General features: G+C 60.8%; 16 protein-coding genes and 1 pseudogene. 11 read left to right on the top strand and 6 right to left on the bottom strand.

Annotated features, from left to right (window positions below; all coding sequences use genetic code 11):
- Window positions 1–145: 145 nt before the first annotated feature.
- A pseudogene (locus VAR608DRAFT_RS38430) lies at window positions 146–343 on the top strand (hypothetical protein); the annotation flags it as partial.
- A gap of 133 nt (window positions 344–476) precedes the next feature.
- Here VAR608DRAFT_RS38430 and VAR608DRAFT_RS02650 read toward each other — a convergent pair.
- The 6 genes from VAR608DRAFT_RS02650 to VAR608DRAFT_RS38435 all read right to left on the bottom strand — a co-directional run bounded on the left by VAR608DRAFT_RS02650 (window position 477) and on the right by VAR608DRAFT_RS38435 (window position 7715).
- Window positions 477–1490 carry a hypothetical protein gene (locus VAR608DRAFT_RS02650; RefSeq protein WP_088952657.1) on the bottom strand — a complete coding sequence of 338 codons (1014 nt, stop codon included), beginning with the start codon at window positions 1488–1490 and terminating at the stop codon, window positions 477–479.
- A 55-nt stretch (window positions 1491–1545) separates the two neighbouring features.
- The gene (locus VAR608DRAFT_RS37760; RefSeq protein WP_231973168.1) at window positions 1546–2505 is read right to left on the bottom strand and encodes a ComEC/Rec2 family competence protein; all 960 of its coding nucleotides are present in this window, start codon (window positions 2503–2505) and stop codon (window positions 1546–1548) included.
- Window positions 2502–3614: a patatin-like phospholipase family protein gene (locus VAR608DRAFT_RS02660; RefSeq protein WP_088952659.1), complete on the bottom strand. Its 1113-nt coding sequence runs from the start codon at window positions 3612–3614 to the stop codon at window positions 2502–2504. The genes VAR608DRAFT_RS37760 and VAR608DRAFT_RS02660 overlap by 4 nt, the downstream gene beginning before the upstream one ends.
- Entirely contained in the window at window positions 3611–5875 is a 2265-nt protein-coding gene (locus VAR608DRAFT_RS02665; RefSeq protein WP_088952660.1) for a Mov34/MPN/PAD-1 family protein, read from the bottom strand. The genes VAR608DRAFT_RS02660 and VAR608DRAFT_RS02665 overlap by 4 nt, the downstream gene beginning before the upstream one ends.
- Window positions 5875–7023, bottom strand: a complete 1149-nt coding sequence (locus VAR608DRAFT_RS02670) for a hypothetical protein (RefSeq protein WP_231973170.1) — start codon at window positions 7021–7023, stop codon at window positions 5875–5877. The genes VAR608DRAFT_RS02665 and VAR608DRAFT_RS02670 overlap by 1 nt, the downstream gene beginning before the upstream one ends.
- A 473-nt stretch (window positions 7024–7496) precedes the next feature.
- Window positions 7497–7715, bottom strand: coding sequence for a Wadjet anti-phage system protein JetD domain-containing protein (locus VAR608DRAFT_RS38435; protein WP_088952662.1), 219 nt, complete (start codon window positions 7713–7715; stop codon window positions 7497–7499).
- A gap of 276 nt (window positions 7716–7991) precedes the next feature.
- On the opposite strand from VAR608DRAFT_RS38435, the gene VAR608DRAFT_RS02680 reads away from it, so the two are divergent.
- The 10 genes from VAR608DRAFT_RS02680 to VAR608DRAFT_RS02730 all read left to right on the top strand — a co-directional run bounded on the left by VAR608DRAFT_RS02680 (window position 7992) and on the right by VAR608DRAFT_RS02730 (window position 13811).
- The gene (locus VAR608DRAFT_RS02680; RefSeq protein WP_088952663.1) at window positions 7992–8612 is read left to right on the top strand and encodes a hypothetical protein; all 621 of its coding nucleotides are present in this window, start codon (window positions 7992–7994) and stop codon (window positions 8610–8612) included.
- A complete protein-coding gene (locus VAR608DRAFT_RS02685) occupies window positions 8596–9051 on the top strand; it encodes an HAD domain-containing protein (protein WP_088952664.1) in 456 nt (151 codons plus the stop codon). The genes VAR608DRAFT_RS02680 and VAR608DRAFT_RS02685 overlap by 17 nt, the downstream gene beginning before the upstream one ends.
- A gap of 6 nt (window positions 9052–9057) precedes the next feature.
- Window positions 9058–9675 (top strand): HAD domain-containing protein, encoded by a 618-nt coding sequence (locus VAR608DRAFT_RS02690; protein ID WP_088952665.1) that lies wholly within the window; start codon window positions 9058–9060, stop codon window positions 9673–9675.
- Between the two features lie 19 nt (window positions 9676–9694).
- Entirely contained in the window at window positions 9695–10561 is an 867-nt protein-coding gene (locus VAR608DRAFT_RS02695; RefSeq protein WP_088952666.1) for a metallophosphoesterase, read from the top strand.
- On the top strand, window positions 10558–10959 hold the full coding sequence (locus tag VAR608DRAFT_RS02700; protein WP_088952667.1) for a hypothetical protein: 402 nt from the start codon (window positions 10558–10560) through the stop codon (window positions 10957–10959). Before VAR608DRAFT_RS02695 ends, VAR608DRAFT_RS02700 begins: the two co-directional genes overlap by 4 nt.
- 14 nt (window positions 10960–10973) lie before the next feature.
- Window positions 10974–11804, top strand: a complete 831-nt coding sequence (locus tag VAR608DRAFT_RS02705) for a metallophosphoesterase (protein WP_088952668.1) — start codon at window positions 10974–10976, stop codon at window positions 11802–11804.
- 3 nt (window positions 11805–11807) lie between these two features.
- The gene (locus VAR608DRAFT_RS02710) at window positions 11808–12212 is read left to right on the top strand and encodes a metallophosphoesterase (RefSeq protein WP_088952669.1); all 405 of its coding nucleotides are present in this window, start codon (window positions 11808–11810) and stop codon (window positions 12210–12212) included.
- A gap of 398 nt (window positions 12213–12610) precedes the next feature.
- The gene (locus VAR608DRAFT_RS02720; RefSeq protein ID WP_088952671.1) at window positions 12611–12859 is read left to right on the top strand and encodes a hypothetical protein; all 249 of its coding nucleotides are present in this window, start codon (window positions 12611–12613) and stop codon (window positions 12857–12859) included.
- Window positions 12860–12897: 38 nt separating this feature from the next.
- Window positions 12898–13287, top strand: a complete 390-nt coding sequence (locus VAR608DRAFT_RS02725) for a nucleotidyltransferase domain-containing protein (RefSeq protein WP_157730573.1) — start codon at window positions 12898–12900, stop codon at window positions 13285–13287.
- The gene (locus VAR608DRAFT_RS02730; protein WP_088952673.1) at window positions 13284–13811 is read left to right on the top strand and encodes a hypothetical protein; all 528 of its coding nucleotides are present in this window, start codon (window positions 13284–13286) and stop codon (window positions 13809–13811) included. Before VAR608DRAFT_RS02725 ends, VAR608DRAFT_RS02730 begins: the two co-directional genes overlap by 4 nt.
- Window positions 13812–13857 lie beyond the last annotated feature (46 nt).

A 13857-nucleotide genomic window follows, 5' to 3' on the forward strand; every position in this document is an offset into this window, starting at 1 on the left:
CCCTTGCCCCACCGGGCTGTGTTGAGGGGTCCGAGACTATGTCGCGCTTCTCAAGCGCAACCCGGCGTGCCACGAGGCTGTCGGCAAGGTGCAAGACATAGTCGGGAAGGGTAGATAGTGCCTCCTATGTCGCTGAAGAGATAGGCGGCACACGCATGCAACCCATGCGCTCGCGCGAGGGGTCGAGCTGACCACGGTGCGAGACAACCTGCGACACGCTTCGGTCGCGACGACGTCGGTCTACCTGCACACCGACGAGGTGAAGAGGGCCAGGCAGATCGGGGATGCCTTTCCAGCGCCACTCCAAGCGATCTTCCCAAATCGCGCAACCGACACCTTCTGACAAGCGATCTCACCTTCAGTGCTGCGGTACTGCGCAAGGTATCCAAGGTAAAGGTGGCGCATGAAGGCACGCGCTGGCTACGTTTCCCGTCGGCCGTGATGCGCGACATGAACTCTATGGTCAACGGGGCAAGTTAGCCGGGCATCGTCTCAGCGGTGAATGGGATGTTGACCTGCAACCTGCCGTCGGGCGTCTGCGAAAAATGAAGGCCCCCGGCGGCAAGCACGTCTTCCAGAAGATCTCCGATGAGATCGAACGACCTCATGTCATTCCACCTTCCATAGCCCTCCGCGATGGCCCGGCATCGGGTATGCAAGAGCTCGAAGTACGGGGCAAACCAATGTTCGCGCAGCGCGGCAGCAGTCTCCGGGCGGTCTCCTGGATCGACGCCATGCCCGTCGAGATTCCCCAAATGGTAGGCCGCGAACTTGAGCAAATTGCCGTACTCGGAATAGACCTCCGCAAGCACCTGATCAAGTTTGTGGTGGATTCGATATGCCTTGATCCGATCATTGGCGACATTCCGAGCCTGGGCCAGATGCCCTAGGAAGGTCCTCTCGTATCCATCCGTGGGGTCCTCGCCAAACTCGGCGCTCAGACGTGTGGCGGCATACTCGTCCCAGCACGCGAGGATGCAGTCCCATCGATAGTGGGTGCGACTGTCGGCATGGCTCTGGCGTAAGAGGACACCTGGAAATGCGGCATCGAACTTGCGCGTGATTTCAGCGTGCGCACATTCATGAGCAATCAGGTGCAGCGCAAAGCGGTAGTTCTCGTGCTTCGCGTCTTCAATGCCAGCGACGAAGGCCGCATTGAACACGATGTGGCTCTTTAGGGCACCCGCTCGCAGAACCGACGGCGTCATCGCGACCCCTACGGCCAGGCCGTCGCTCGACGTCAATTGATGTTTGGATTGATAGCCACGATCGAGATCAAGGAGAGCCTGAGGATAGTCGTAGGCCACCGTGACACCGTCAAGCCCACTGAGATCAAAGTTGCAGCTCAAAAGGCGCACAGACTCGCCGACTGCTCCAGCAAGACTGCGAGCTTGCTCCTCGCTTGCGAACGCACGCGCGCTCACCATAAACGAGGCGGGCGCCGTCGGGGTGCCGATATCCAGATCCGTGGTTGAGTTGGCTTCAGTCATAACGGAATCGACGCGCGAATGGGGTCTATGAAAGTCAACTCGATATCGGTCGAGGCTACTTGAGTCCCTTGAATCCAGGCTTGTAGATGTTACGCAGAGTGTCGCCATTCATCGACAACAACTTGCGCTTCTTCGCCTCATATTCATAGGCGGAAGAAATCTGCGTCGAATTCGACTTCAGATTCACCACTCTGTACTTTCCAGTGTGCGGCGGAACAGACTCGATGATCACGTCGCCGTGCTTGGTCGTGAAGATCCTAATACCCCGCTCGAAGAGCATGTCCTTGATCTCCTGCCGAGGGTGATCAAAATGGTTGTCATAGTTGCTCGTGCAGATCGCGACACGGGGTTCGACTTCTTTCAGGAAGCGCCGAGTGGTGAACCCGTTGTCAGCCCCGTGGTGGGCAAGAATGAGAACGTCGGTCTCTCGATTGAAGATGGTGCAGCGCCGAAGCATCGCTGCAATGGCCGGATCTTCAACATCCCCCAGGCTTGCAACATTAAAGCTGCCCTCGCGAAACAGCTTTACGGTGGAGTTGTCGTTCGAGGATTCGCGCAGTTCCTTGGGGTGGTAGACGATGTTGCGATAGCCCAGCTTTTTCCCGCTTTCCAAAGATTGAAGGTACGGCGGGTCCATGCACTGCGCGATCACCTTGACGCCGGTGTTGCGGCGAATTGCTTGGTAGGACCTGATCGCCTGCAGGCAGCTCCGCGCGGAATCGGTATGCGGCGGATATCCCGGATACTCGATGCGGCTCGGTCTCAGCGCCTCCAGGATCCACTTCAGACCGGAACTGCTGCAGTGATCATTGTCCCAACTCGTGATGTGAAGCGTGTCAACGCTCTCCTTTCCGCAGATCTCCATCTCGCGACGCACTTGCGTGATATTGATGTCTGTTGCCATGCCCTCGACGAGGGTGAAGTGCTGGTTGGCAAAGTATGAATAAGACGCGCCGGCCTGACCGAGTTGGTAGGCGCGAAAGCGTGTGCGAACCGATTTCAGGGCGTCCATCATTTCCATCCCTTTCCCGAGTTGCTGACGCCGGCGTCGAAGAGCCCATACTCTCGCTCGACGCGAAGCGACACGTTGTAGCCGTGATTGAAGATTCGATCGAACTCGGAGTGCTGAAGACGGCGCAATGTCGTGGGAAAGCGCGCGACGTACGGCGCCGAATCCTCGCCTCGGCTGTCCCGCACGGGCGTATCGATATAGATGTAAGCGCCACCTGAGGGCGTTGTCCGAAGGTAGCCGGCAAATCCTCGCACTCGTAGCGCGCGCGCCTGATCTGACATGATGTCAGCGACCCGCTTGAGTCGGAAAACACTGAGCTGTGCGTGATCGAATCCCTTCGCGAGCGGCGCACCAGCGTCCGAAGCGATCAGATAGTGGCCTTCGAGCTTCGGCCGCTGGCGCCCAGCATCAAAGAAGGGCTCCAGGCCGAGGTTGTCGTACACGCCACCATCGTAGAGGTGGAGGCTCTCGTATTCGATCTTCACAGGCTGCTCGCTTCCCACGGGCGCGTCCCAAGGACGTTTGCGCCATTCGAAGCGCTTCGCGTCAAGGCGCAACGGGCCAAACCCACCGGGGAACGCAGCGGAGACGGCGAGCGCGCTTGCCAGGGGAAACCGGCTAGCGCCTGCGTAGCCCAAGTTGTAGTCACCGATGTCACTGCGCTTGAATCGGAACCGCTTGCCGTTCTCCGCAGTGGTCCCGTTGATCGACCACTCGGGCGACTCCGGAAGCGCCGAGAGGGCCCTATGGATTCCCCACTCGTTCTTCAAGCACAGGGCGAGCAGGTTCGATCGCGAGAGCACGTACCGGACGTTCAATGGGTTTCGTAGTTGTCGAAGGGCACCCCACTGAAGACTGGTCGCGCAGAGCTTTTCTCGCAGCGCTGGCAGCGTCCGCTGCAGGAACTGCTCGGATCCGGGCCAGGCCATCTCCGTTTCTTGCAGCATCAAACCGACGAGGAGGCTACCGCCCGAAACGGTTGAGACCTTCGTCACATGCTCGAGCAGCCCCCGCTCTGCCAAGCGTCGCAGGACACCGAGATGAAACACCATTGCTCGGACGCCCCCCCCGGATAGCGCCAGCGCGATGGGCATGGACGATGCTTCGCTCATCTGTGCACCTCACCTTGCAGGAGCTGGAGGTCATCACCGTCGCCAACAATGAGTTGTAGTACCGGCAGCCCGTCTTCATCCATCCGCAAGGCCAGTTCGGCCAGTTGGATCAGGTCGGCCCTGCTCGGCGATGCTGGGTGTCCGCGGGGGTGGCTATGCCACTCGCCGATGTAGCCCACGATGCCAGCGGTTCGACGGCTGGCTTCCTCGACTAATGCGGACAGTCCGGCAACTCCGCGCTCGAAGGACATTGTTGTGCCTTCACTGTCTGGCGGAGCAGCCAGGGCGTCCACAACGACGATCGCGTTGACGTTGAAGTCGATATAGCCCAGCAGTACGCCGCCAGTCTCGGCAGGGAGGGCCTCTTCGCGAGCGGCCTGCAGCAGCTTGATCAAGCCCTCGTCCAAGAATATCGGCATGTCGCCGAGCTCAAACTTTCGTTCTGCAATCGGCTCAACATCATGGACGGTGACGGCGCCTGACTCTGCGTCGCGCTGCCACACCCGAATCCCGGCGGCCGACTTGCGCGAGGAGACCATCGTCTGTTCGGCAAGCGTCGCAGCGTGCGCAGAAATGCGTGAATACGGCAGCGCCACGGAGATGTCGCGGCAGCTGGCACCGCTCCAGAATGTCGCCAGGTTGCCGTCGAGATGATGCTCGCCCCACGGCTGGCGGATTGCCGCTCGGTAATACTGCGCCTCGAGCGTGCGAAGCCGCACCGTCCTCTGCGCGTCTTCAGCCATTAGGACTGCGCCATTCCCGCTCGGGGTCAAGAAAACTGAGATGTGGCGGCCGACTCCCTCAAGGTTGCTCGAGAGGCGCGGGTAGTCGAGGGCCGATGAAGCATCGACGACCAGCTCTGCCGCTTCCAAGGCTTGGGTCACTGCTTCATCGGTCTTGTTCGTCGCGTCGGCGCCAATCGGTTTGACGGCCAGAGCTCCGTCGCTGAAGGCGCCGGTAAGCTCGGCCACAACATCCACTTTGAGCTGCCCGATATGCTGGGCGAAAGCGACATGCCGCACGAGGTTGTGTGGCTTGATGTGGTCCTTGTCGATCGCCGTCCAACGGCCCCAGCCAGAACGCCCCCATAGGTTCAACAGACTGCTTCCGAGTGAGCCGGCGCCGACCAAGACTGCGGTGGGCCCCTCATCGTCGACGCTCGACTGCCTTCGCGAAGCCGCGGCGTCATTGGTGCGCAGAACTTCCATCGGGAAGAGCGCTTTGGATCTCCACGAATCGCTTGGTTTCACCCCGAGCGCTGCCGAGGCTTCATCACGAAAGTAGCGCTTCTCGTGAACCATGAGCGCTCCAGTCGCAACGCCAAGCTCGCGAACGTCGCCGTCGATGACGAAGGCCTTTTGAGAAACTTGAGTGGGTTCCGAAGTCGCGTCGCGCGCTATCGGAACGTTCAACGCTACGACCAGAAGGGATTCAGCCTTCTCCACCGGAATCCCGCCGGCGCCAACCCCAGCCGCGAGCGCCTCTTTCAGGGGAGCGAGCAGATCGATGCCACGGCCGGTCAGAGCATCAGCGAGCTCACCGAAAGTGGTCGGATCGCGCTCGATGAAACCCTGGACGATCGCTGGCAATTCGATTTCGATGTGGGTCACCGTGCCTCGGGGAGAGTTGTCCTGCCTCGGGATGAAGTGGAGGAAGCAGGTCGCACCATCAGAGCGCTGTGGCCCTCGTTGGACGATGGGCCGCAGGTTGGGGTCGGCTCGAAGCTGACCGATGTTCCACGGCAGCACGAGTTCGTACTTCGAGACGAAAAAGAGCTGCTCGACCGGCTGATCGGCCGCATGCAACTCGCCCTTGGCGCTCTGTTCGAGCCACCATTGGATTCGGCGCAGGAATCGCTGCGGGGTCCATGTCCGCAGCACCGACTTCACGGGCTCGAAGTACAAGCAGAGGCTTGCCGGCCCTTCGCGCGACCCGTGATTCTGATGCATGAGCACTGGGAAGCCCTTGCGCATCGCCGCTATCTCGACGAGCTTCTCGTCGTCCGCAGGAACGCACAACGCAATTCGCTCGCGAAACTCGATGCCAACGGCGTTCTTGGAAGGCACCCCATCACATTCGACATCAACGATGAGGATTTCCATCCTCGGGTCAACGTCGGGCTTGGTCTTGAGGACCTGGACCAGCGAGTAGTCTCGATCAACCTTGATTGCAGCCAGCAGCGCGCGGGCCCGATGGATGAAGAGGCCATCGTCGCCAGTGACCTCAACGACGTTGCAGAGGTTGTGGAAATCGTTAGCCACTAGCCTGCACGAGAAGGTCGGCTTGTCACAATGGCCGCAGCACCGAAGCTCGTGGAGCGCTTCCACGAAAGCCCGCTCCCTCGGATCTCGAAGGCCAGGGGTTCGGGTTTCGACGCATTCGGTTCTTCCATCGTCACGAGGACCTTTCTAGCGCCGACCTCATCCTTGTAGCGCTCGTAGCACTTGCGGGCCTGGATGTGCGGCGGTTGAATCTGCTCGTACGACTCCTTGACGTCGGTCACGGGGTTGCTGCAGCTCACGATGTATCCGTCTTTCTTGCCCATCAGCAAGAGGTCCTTCACCAACGGCTTCGGTGTCGTCTCCTTGTCTCCCTTCTCATCGCTCAGCGCGAGATAGCTGCAGTGGTGGGGGATGTTGAAGATGTCCCAAGCCAGCCGGTCGTCGTTCTTGTGCGCGCGGGTCGTGCGGACGATGTCCTCAAGATCCTCCCATGTCGCATCACCCACCTCGAGATAGTCGAAATCTGAACCGTCAGCGCGCAGGCGTACGTTGAAGACGAGGGCCGCCCGATTGCGGATCACATCTCCTTCATCACAGTGCTCGATAAACGGCGAGTGGCAGAAGAACTCCGCGCCATCAACCGCGAGCGTGAAACCCGGAACCAGTGTCCCTGCATCGATGAACAAGTGGTCTCGCGCATCCGCAGATTCGCCTCGTTCCTTGAGCTTTGGGATCAGCCAATCCATCAGCAACTGCGGCTGTGAAAACACCAGGATGTCATGGCCCTCAAGCAGTCGATGCCTTGCCTCCTGCCGCCAGAGCACGAACTCGTCGCTCTGCTGGTCATTGGATGCTTCTTCGAGCAGCATGGCCGCAGGAACCCAGAGCTCCCGAATCTTGATTCGGCCATCTCCTTGGTACTTGGCCGCGTGCTGTAACTCGAAAAATTCAGTGCTTCCCTGGATGTGGTCCATGTCCGCGTGGGTGAATGCCACAACGTCAAAGTCATCCCTGTCGGCGTCCTTGAGCTCGGACTTGAGGCGCTTTTTGAGATCGATCTCGGGTGTGTCTTCCTTCTCGGACTTCTGCCGATGGCAAAAGTCGAAGAGGATTCGGCGGCCGTTATTCAGAACGACCTGCGACGTGTCGCCATTGCCGACGGGATAGAAAAGAACTTTGTGAAGCATGGGCACGCGAACCTTTCGACTCAAGCACTACCTTGTCCACCGAAGCCGTGAACGGGCTGCCGCCGATTGCGTCCCTTTTCAGCACTCATCAGTGGCGAGTGCCAGTATACCTGAGTGTTTATCCAGTTCTGTATCTATGAACAGGTAATTGCGACCTCGCATCGGCATGCGGCACCATTCGGCACCTGCCGTCGCTCGCGGAACCCCGTCGGCTTCCCTCTCAATCCAGGCCTCGACAAAGCCTTCACCTGCGCACCCAGAGCTCGCCGATGCGGCAGCTCAGCCCTCTTGCTCGGCGACGAACTTGGCTTTCGCCAGCTCCTGCGCAATGTCGTTCCACCTCGCCTCGCCGGCGAACATGACCATCCGCTCCACGGTGCGGGCCGGCGCCGCTCGGCGCAACGACTCAGGAACGTCCGCCGGACGCATCCTCCACGGCCGAAGGGCGTGGCCGGCCTCGGCCGCACACCGGCTCAGGAAGGCTGCGATCCGGAACCCGCCTCGTCGACGTCGCCCCAGTGAAGCACCGGCGTTGCGGCCGTGAACTCGGAGAGCAGCCGGAGATACATAGCTCGCCAGGCAGGGGAGGGCATTCCAGCGGTGTAGAGGCACAGAACGTCAGCGTCGCAGTGCTCCCGCGCCCAGACATGAAACGTGGTCTGGTCCTCGATCGTCAGCACCTGACTGGGCATGGATCCGACGCCCAGTACCGTGGATGGAGGCAGGGCGCAGTTGCCCTTGCGCAGCCATCGTCGTGCAGGCTAATATGGAGTCGCCTCTTTCCTTAAGACATGTTGAACACCTCGATTGCAAACACCAAACACTTCGGCACCGACGTGCCGATGGTCGTGCGCGAGGTCATGCCCATTTGCGGCATGTTGTCATCGCGGATCGAGTCCGCGAACGCGCAATCCCTCTCTTCCCCGTCTTAAGGAGCTGATCGATTCGGCTCCATCCAGGAGCCCAGAATGGTCAGCAGAATCTCAAGAATAAACACCGGCGGCGGATATGGCGTCGACGCCAACGTGCTCCGTGACGTCGGCGCTCTAGTTCCACTCAGGCCGGGCATCACGCCGAGCGCCCTGCACGCGCGCTTCCCCTACATGTTCCCGTTAGAAGGGCAGGAGCATCGCCGCGCCTACGCGTTCTATCGGGGCTGGATGCCGGCCCTGGCAAAGGCCTGCGAAGATATCGACAAGCTCCTTGGCACGGACAAGCGCGGCTTTCACTGGACGCGGCTGCGCGAGAAGTTCGGCTCACCAAGCTTTGGCGATCAGATGGAAGGCAAGGCGCGAGTCGCCATCAACATCCATCGGCCGACGGAGGTGGTTCGACACGCATGCGAGCCGGTGGAGGGCCATGCGCCAGTGGCGCTGGCGATCAATGAACGGGTCCTACAGCTCGAAGTCGAATTGAGATCTTGCTGCATCGTCTGTGGCGCGCCGTCCGTGATCAACAACGACCGAGGGCCCTGGGCATCGCTCTGCCCCACGCATCGCGCTGAAGACGATGGTCCGGACGGCTCGATGGGTTCGGTTTGGGAGTCTGCCCGAGCGGACGATAGAGGCGCGAATGATCCTGTTCCTTGATTTTGACGGAGTGCTGCACCCGGAAGGGGAGGGCCACCTCCCTGTGGAGGCACCTTTCTGCTTCTTGCCTCGACTGGAAGCATTGCTGCGCGAGTACGCGGACGTGCAAGTGGTGATCAGCTCGGCTTGGCGCGAGCGTCTGTCCCTCGAGCAGCTACGCGAGATTTTCTCCGAGGGATTGCGGCATCGGATCATTGGCACGACCCCTTGGCCAGGTCGAGACCCCGCCGGCTACGTTCCGGCCCGTCGCGAGCGAGAGATCGTCGCCTGGCTGGAGGCAAATGGCGGCGTTGCGCAACCATGGGTGGCGCTCGACGACGCCGAGTGGCAGTTCGACGATCACATGGACAAACTTGTCGCGTGCGGTTCGTTCATCGGCGTCGACGACAAGGCCGAGACCGCCTTGCGCGCCCACTTCGAAAGGGCCGTCTGGCCTTAGCTCAATATGGTGTCCGAAAGCCTCGCCGCTCCTTATCTACCTGCCGGGCCTTTGCCCAGCGCTGACATTGTTCTCTACGTGGACTTCGACGGAGTGCTGCAGCACCAGGCTGTGATGTGGCACCGCAAGCGGGGCATCTACATGAGCCCCATAGAGGCGCCCGGACGATTACTATTTGAATGGGCGCACCATCTGGAAGCCGCTATCTCGGAGTTCCCCGCCGTTTCGCTGGTTCTCAGCAGCAGCTGGTGTGTCAAGCCGGGTTACGGCAAGGCGCTCCGGCATCTGCCCGAGCCTCTTCGTTCGAGATTCATCGGTGGCACATTCCATAGGCGACATCACGGTGCAGACGAATGGATTCTTCAGTCGTTTCGCGCCGCGCCAAGGTGGAAGCAAATCTTGGCTGACGTTGAACGCCGCAAACCGCGTGTTTGGCTGGCGCTCGATGATGACGTCGCTGACTGGCCCGACCATCTTCGGGCGAATTTGGTCGCTTGTGATGGAGCGACGGGCCTGTCGGATCCACTCGTCCTTGCTGATCTCAAAGAGAAGTTGGCCGTGACCTCGATACCTGGAGCTGCTCGAGCAGTCCCGTCGGGCCTTCGCGAGGACGATCCGAAGTAGACCTCGACAGAGTTCCAAAATGAAAGTCCTAATCCTTTCCGACCCGCATCTGGAGTTCAGTCCGTTCGAACTGCCAGCAGGACTGGAGTTTGATGTCGTAGTCTTGGCAGGGGACATCCACTCGCCTGCAGCGAAGGCCGTCCGTTGGGCAGGTGAGGGCACGCGGTTCGGCGGCAAGCCCGTGGTCTACGTGCCCGGCAACCACGAGTTCTATGACACACGTATGGACCATGCGATCGCCGAGATGCGGGCCGCGGCACGGGTCAACGGTGTCCACTTTCTCGATGGTGACCAAGTCCTGATCGATGGCGTGCGCTTCCTCGGCGCAACGCTTTGGACGGACTTCGAGCTCAACATCCAACCGCCGGCCCTCGGTGGTTCGGTGATGGATCTGGAGCGAGCCCTGCGCCTCGCATCGAACTCGTTGAACGACTACACCTTGATCCGAACACCCGACGAGGAAGCCGAGCCCGATACCTGGCGTAGCAAGCAAGGACGTCGACTTCAGGCCGCCGACACCCGACAGATCCATCTTTCGCAGCGCGAGTGGTTGAGCCGGATGCTTCAAGAGGAGTTCAGCTGGCCCACCGTTGTCGTGACGCACCACGCGCCGCACCGCGGTTCGCTTGCCGCTCGGCATGCTAGCGACTGGGTGTTCCGCGCACGCGTAAGCGAGCTAGCGGAAGATCTGTTCGAGGTACCGGCCCTATGGATTCACGGGCACATCCACCAAAACCTCGATTACCGCGTCGGCTCCTGTCGGGTGGTCACGAACCCGCGCGGCTACGTGCGGTGGGGCGGTGCCATGGAGAACCCGGCCTTCAATCCCAGCCTGATAGTCGACTTGAAGCGCCCAGCCCCTCAACCCAACGGAGAAAAGAGATGAGCGAAACGACACCCGACCCGCCATTCTTCCTTGAGGAGGAGCGTCAGCAGCTCCGTGAATGGGTGCGCTTGAACGGTCGGACAGTTGCGCCGGAGGACCGATATCGAGCATTGCTTGAAGCAGGCGAGCTGCTGGCTGCGATCGGCTTCCGACCCTACGACCACTATGAGCTCTTCGGCACGCGCCTGTCGGATCATTTCCAGCAACTCGCAAGGTCTGCGTTGGCGAATTTTCCCCAACCCGGTGACCTTCTGAGCATGATCGAAAGCGGCGAAAGCTACGCCCCGTTGGACTCGTGGCTCCGTCTGCCGCCGGAGGTACTCCAGCGCTACCGCGAGTCCCTTCGCGAGGGCGATCCGAGGTACAGGGTGACCACGGACCTCGACGACGATTTCTGAGGTCTATGCGAGATATGCGCCTTCTGATTCTTTCGGATCTCCATGCCGAGTTCGAGCCTTTCGAGGCACCTGAGAGCTTGGACTATGACGTTGCCGTCCTCGCCGGCGACATCGTCGCGCCTGGCCGCGTGATCGCAAGCTGGCTCCGGAGCCCCGTTCGGTTTGGCGACAAGCCGGTTGTGCAGATTGCTGGCAACCATGAGTACTACGAGTCTGTGCTGAACCAGGAGGAAGCCGAGATGCGCCTCCAAGCAAAAGAGCAGGGCGTGCATTTCCTTGACTGCGATGAAGTCGTCCTGGGCGGGGTGCGGTTCCTGGGCTGCACGCTCTGGACCGACTTCGGGTTGCGGATCGACGACCCCGGCTTTCCTGGGCAGCCCGTGCGGATGTTGTCTGATCGGTACCGCTCGATGACGGAAAGCTCGCGGTATCTCGCAGACTACACCGCCATCCGTATCGAGGAGCCACGTACCTCGAACTCGCGCGGCACGCGGCGCCTCATTCCAATGGACACCCTGCTGATCCACCGGCGGCACCGCGCATGGCTGCGGAGGAAGCTCGCCGAGCCTTTCGCTGGACCTACGGTGGTCGTGACGCACCACGCACCGCATCGAAAGTCACTGGCGCCCCGGTACGCGGAGGACTGGTCATCAGGCGGCTTCGTCAACGAGATGCCGCCCGAGTTCTTCAAGGTGCCGGTGCTGTGGATTCACGGCCATACGCATGACAGCTTCGACTACCGTGTCGACGGCTGCCGCGTCGTGAGCAACCCTCGCGGCTACATGAACTGGCATGGGGAGTTTGAGAACGCGCGGTTCAATCCCGGCTTGGTGATCGAGGTCTGAGCGATGAAGCTCCTGATTCTTTCCGACCTGCATCTGGAGTTCGGCGCGTTCAAGGTGCCCGACGTCGAATTCGACGTCGCGGTTTTGGCGGGCGACATCGCGGTGCCGGCAACGAAGGCGATTCAATGGGCGCGGCGAGATGCGAACTTTGGCGAGCACACGCCTGTGATCTTTGTTCCGGGGAACCACGAGTTCTATGCCGACGTACTGTCGAGCGGCTTAGTGAACATGCGGAAGGCCTCGGCGGGGACGAACGTGCATGCGCTCGATTGCAACGAGGTGGCAATTGGCGGCGTGCGTTTCCTGGGCTGCACGTTGTGGACGGACTTCGCGCTGCGCATTGACACGCCTGACGGTCCCAAGAGCGACGTCGAGCGTGCGGCTGCCGAGGCCGGCACCGTGATGTAGGATTACCGTGCGATCAGGATCTTGCAGCCTCGAACGGGGAGGGAAGGGGCGCCGACCAAGGAGAAGCCTTTCAAGCGTGCCTTGCGTCCGGAAGACACGGTTGCACTGCACCGGGCACATCGCGATTGGCTGTCCGAAAAGCTGAGGGTCCCGTTCGAGGGGCCCACAGTCGTCGTCACGCACCATGGTCCGCACCGTGGATCCTTGGCCTCGGCGTACGCGATCGACTGGTTATCGGGTGCCTTCGTGAGCGAGTTACCGGAGGAGTTCTTTGAGGTTCCGAGCCTCTGGATTCAAGTGCCGGAGAACGACTCTTTCGACCCAGCGCTCGTCGTCGAGATTCACTGAATATTCGGAGCCAAACTCTTTGCAAGGTCTGATCCAAGGAGCGCAGAATCATGGCGGCCACGTCGAACTCAAACAGCAAGCAGCCTGAGTCGCACAATCGGCTTCAGCTCGCACGGCTTCTGGAACTCTATGCGAAGGGGTCGCTGACTTGGCGAGAACTCTCGCGCTTGACCGGCCTAGCATATGGCGAGATTCTCATCGAGCTGGGCAAACGTCGCTTGGCGCTGCCGCGGGTCGCCCCGAAGCGCCGGCCCGTGCAGGATGCTCTCTTCGAGCGCGCGTTGCGCGGTGACGAATGAAGCAGAGCAAGTACAACTACCCCCGGTGGAAGACGGGAATGCCAGAGGACACCAGCGCACGCGAGCTTCGCGAATCCCGCGCTTGGCCGTACGATCGAAGGAGCATGCTTGGCCTGTATCGATCTATGAAAGATATTCGCAGGGAAGGCAGCGAGGCGCTGCTTCGACCTCAGGTTGAGGCGGCGCTTCGCGCGTTGCGATCACGCGGCATGAAAGTCCAGGCGATCGGCTCCTTCGCAAAGCCTGACGCCTACTTCGATCCGAACTCGGACATCGATCTTCTAGTGGAAGATTCCGGCGGGCGCAGCGACCTGGAGATCTGGCGAATCGCAAGAGAATGGATCCGGGACGCTGAAGTGGACCTCGTATTCGCCAACGCGTTGGACGCGGAGATGCTGGGATTCATGAGGCACGGAGTGCGCCAATGAGCGAGCAGGCCATCGCGGCGATCGTCAGAAGAGCCGTGGCCCGTCTAGACGCGGGACTCAAGGCCATGGATGAGGATGATCGTGGATTCGAGCGGACTCGCGTTGAAGCGGCGTCCTTCTATTCGGAGCGTAGCCATGCGCTCGCAATGGCCGCGCATATTCAGGGTCTGTACTCGCAAGCAGAGAACCTCCTGAAGCAAGTGATGGAGCAGCTCGGCGACGCACTTCGCAAGACGGAAGCCTGGCAGAAGCAACTGTTGGAGATTGCCGCCGCTGAGGTGCCGGGCGTTCGCAGCGCCATATTGAGCGAGGAGGCGTTCTCGGGCCTAGCGTCGATGCTCCGCATGCGCCATATGTTCAGATCGAACTACGCAGGCGATCTCAAGCCAGCCCGCATTCTGGAGTTCTTGCCCGAGACAAGACTTGCGATCGGACGCACCATCAGCGACTTGAGCGAATTTGCCAATGGTCTGGTTTGGGGTATCGACAATGCCTCGCGTCCGCCGGAGCCTGCGCCGAAATAGGGTCAAGCCGGCCACCAATCGCCCAGCGACCCGCCGCAACGCTGTC

Source organism: Variovorax sp. HW608, assembly GCF_900090195.1.
In the GTDB taxonomy this organism is placed as follows: domain Bacteria; phylum Pseudomonadota; class Gammaproteobacteria; order Burkholderiales; family Burkholderiaceae_C; genus Variovorax.

Excerpts from the sequence above, each read along its gene's own strand:
- VAR608DRAFT_RS02690 (WP_088952665.1), top strand. The coding sequence starts at position 9,058 with ATGGTGTCCGAAAGCCTCGCCGCTCCTTATCTACCTGCCGGGCCTTTG.
- VAR608DRAFT_RS02730 (WP_088952673.1), top strand. The coding sequence starts at position 13,284 with ATGAGCGAGCAGGCCATCGCGGCGATCGTCAGAAGAGCCGTGGCCCGT.
- VAR608DRAFT_RS02670 (WP_231973170.1), bottom strand. The coding sequence starts at position 7,023 with ATGCTTCACAAAGTTCTTTTCTATCCCGTCGGCAATGGCGACACGTCG.
- VAR608DRAFT_RS02660 (WP_088952659.1), bottom strand. The coding sequence starts at position 3,614 with ATGAGCGAAGCATCGTCCATGCCCATCGCGCTGGCGCTATCCGGGGGG.
- VAR608DRAFT_RS37760 (WP_231973168.1), bottom strand. The coding sequence starts at position 2,505 with ATGATGGACGCCCTGAAATCGGTTCGCACACGCTTTCGCGCCTACCAA.
- VAR608DRAFT_RS02650 (WP_088952657.1), bottom strand. The coding sequence starts at position 1,490 with ATGACTGAAGCCAACTCAACCACGGATCTGGATATCGGCACCCCGACG.
- VAR608DRAFT_RS02725 (WP_157730573.1), top strand. The coding sequence starts at position 12,898 with ATGCCAGAGGACACCAGCGCACGCGAGCTTCGCGAATCCCGCGCTTGG.
- VAR608DRAFT_RS02705 (WP_088952668.1), top strand. The coding sequence starts at position 10,974 with ATGCGCCTTCTGATTCTTTCGGATCTCCATGCCGAGTTCGAGCCTTTC.
- VAR608DRAFT_RS02700 (WP_088952667.1), top strand. The coding sequence starts at position 10,558 with ATGAGCGAAACGACACCCGACCCGCCATTCTTCCTTGAGGAGGAGCGT.
- VAR608DRAFT_RS02695 (WP_088952666.1), top strand. The coding sequence starts at position 9,695 with ATGAAAGTCCTAATCCTTTCCGACCCGCATCTGGAGTTCAGTCCGTTC.
- VAR608DRAFT_RS02720 (WP_088952671.1), top strand. The coding sequence starts at position 12,611 with ATGGCGGCCACGTCGAACTCAAACAGCAAGCAGCCTGAGTCGCACAAT.
- VAR608DRAFT_RS02685 (WP_088952664.1), top strand. The coding sequence starts at position 8,596 with ATGATCCTGTTCCTTGATTTTGACGGAGTGCTGCACCCGGAAGGGGAG.
- VAR608DRAFT_RS38435 (WP_088952662.1), bottom strand. The coding sequence starts at position 7,715 with ATGCCCAGTCAGGTGCTGACGATCGAGGACCAGACCACGTTTCATGTC.
- VAR608DRAFT_RS02710 (WP_088952669.1), top strand. The coding sequence starts at position 11,808 with ATGAAGCTCCTGATTCTTTCCGACCTGCATCTGGAGTTCGGCGCGTTC.
- VAR608DRAFT_RS02680 (WP_088952663.1), top strand. The coding sequence starts at position 7,992 with ATGGTCAGCAGAATCTCAAGAATAAACACCGGCGGCGGATATGGCGTC.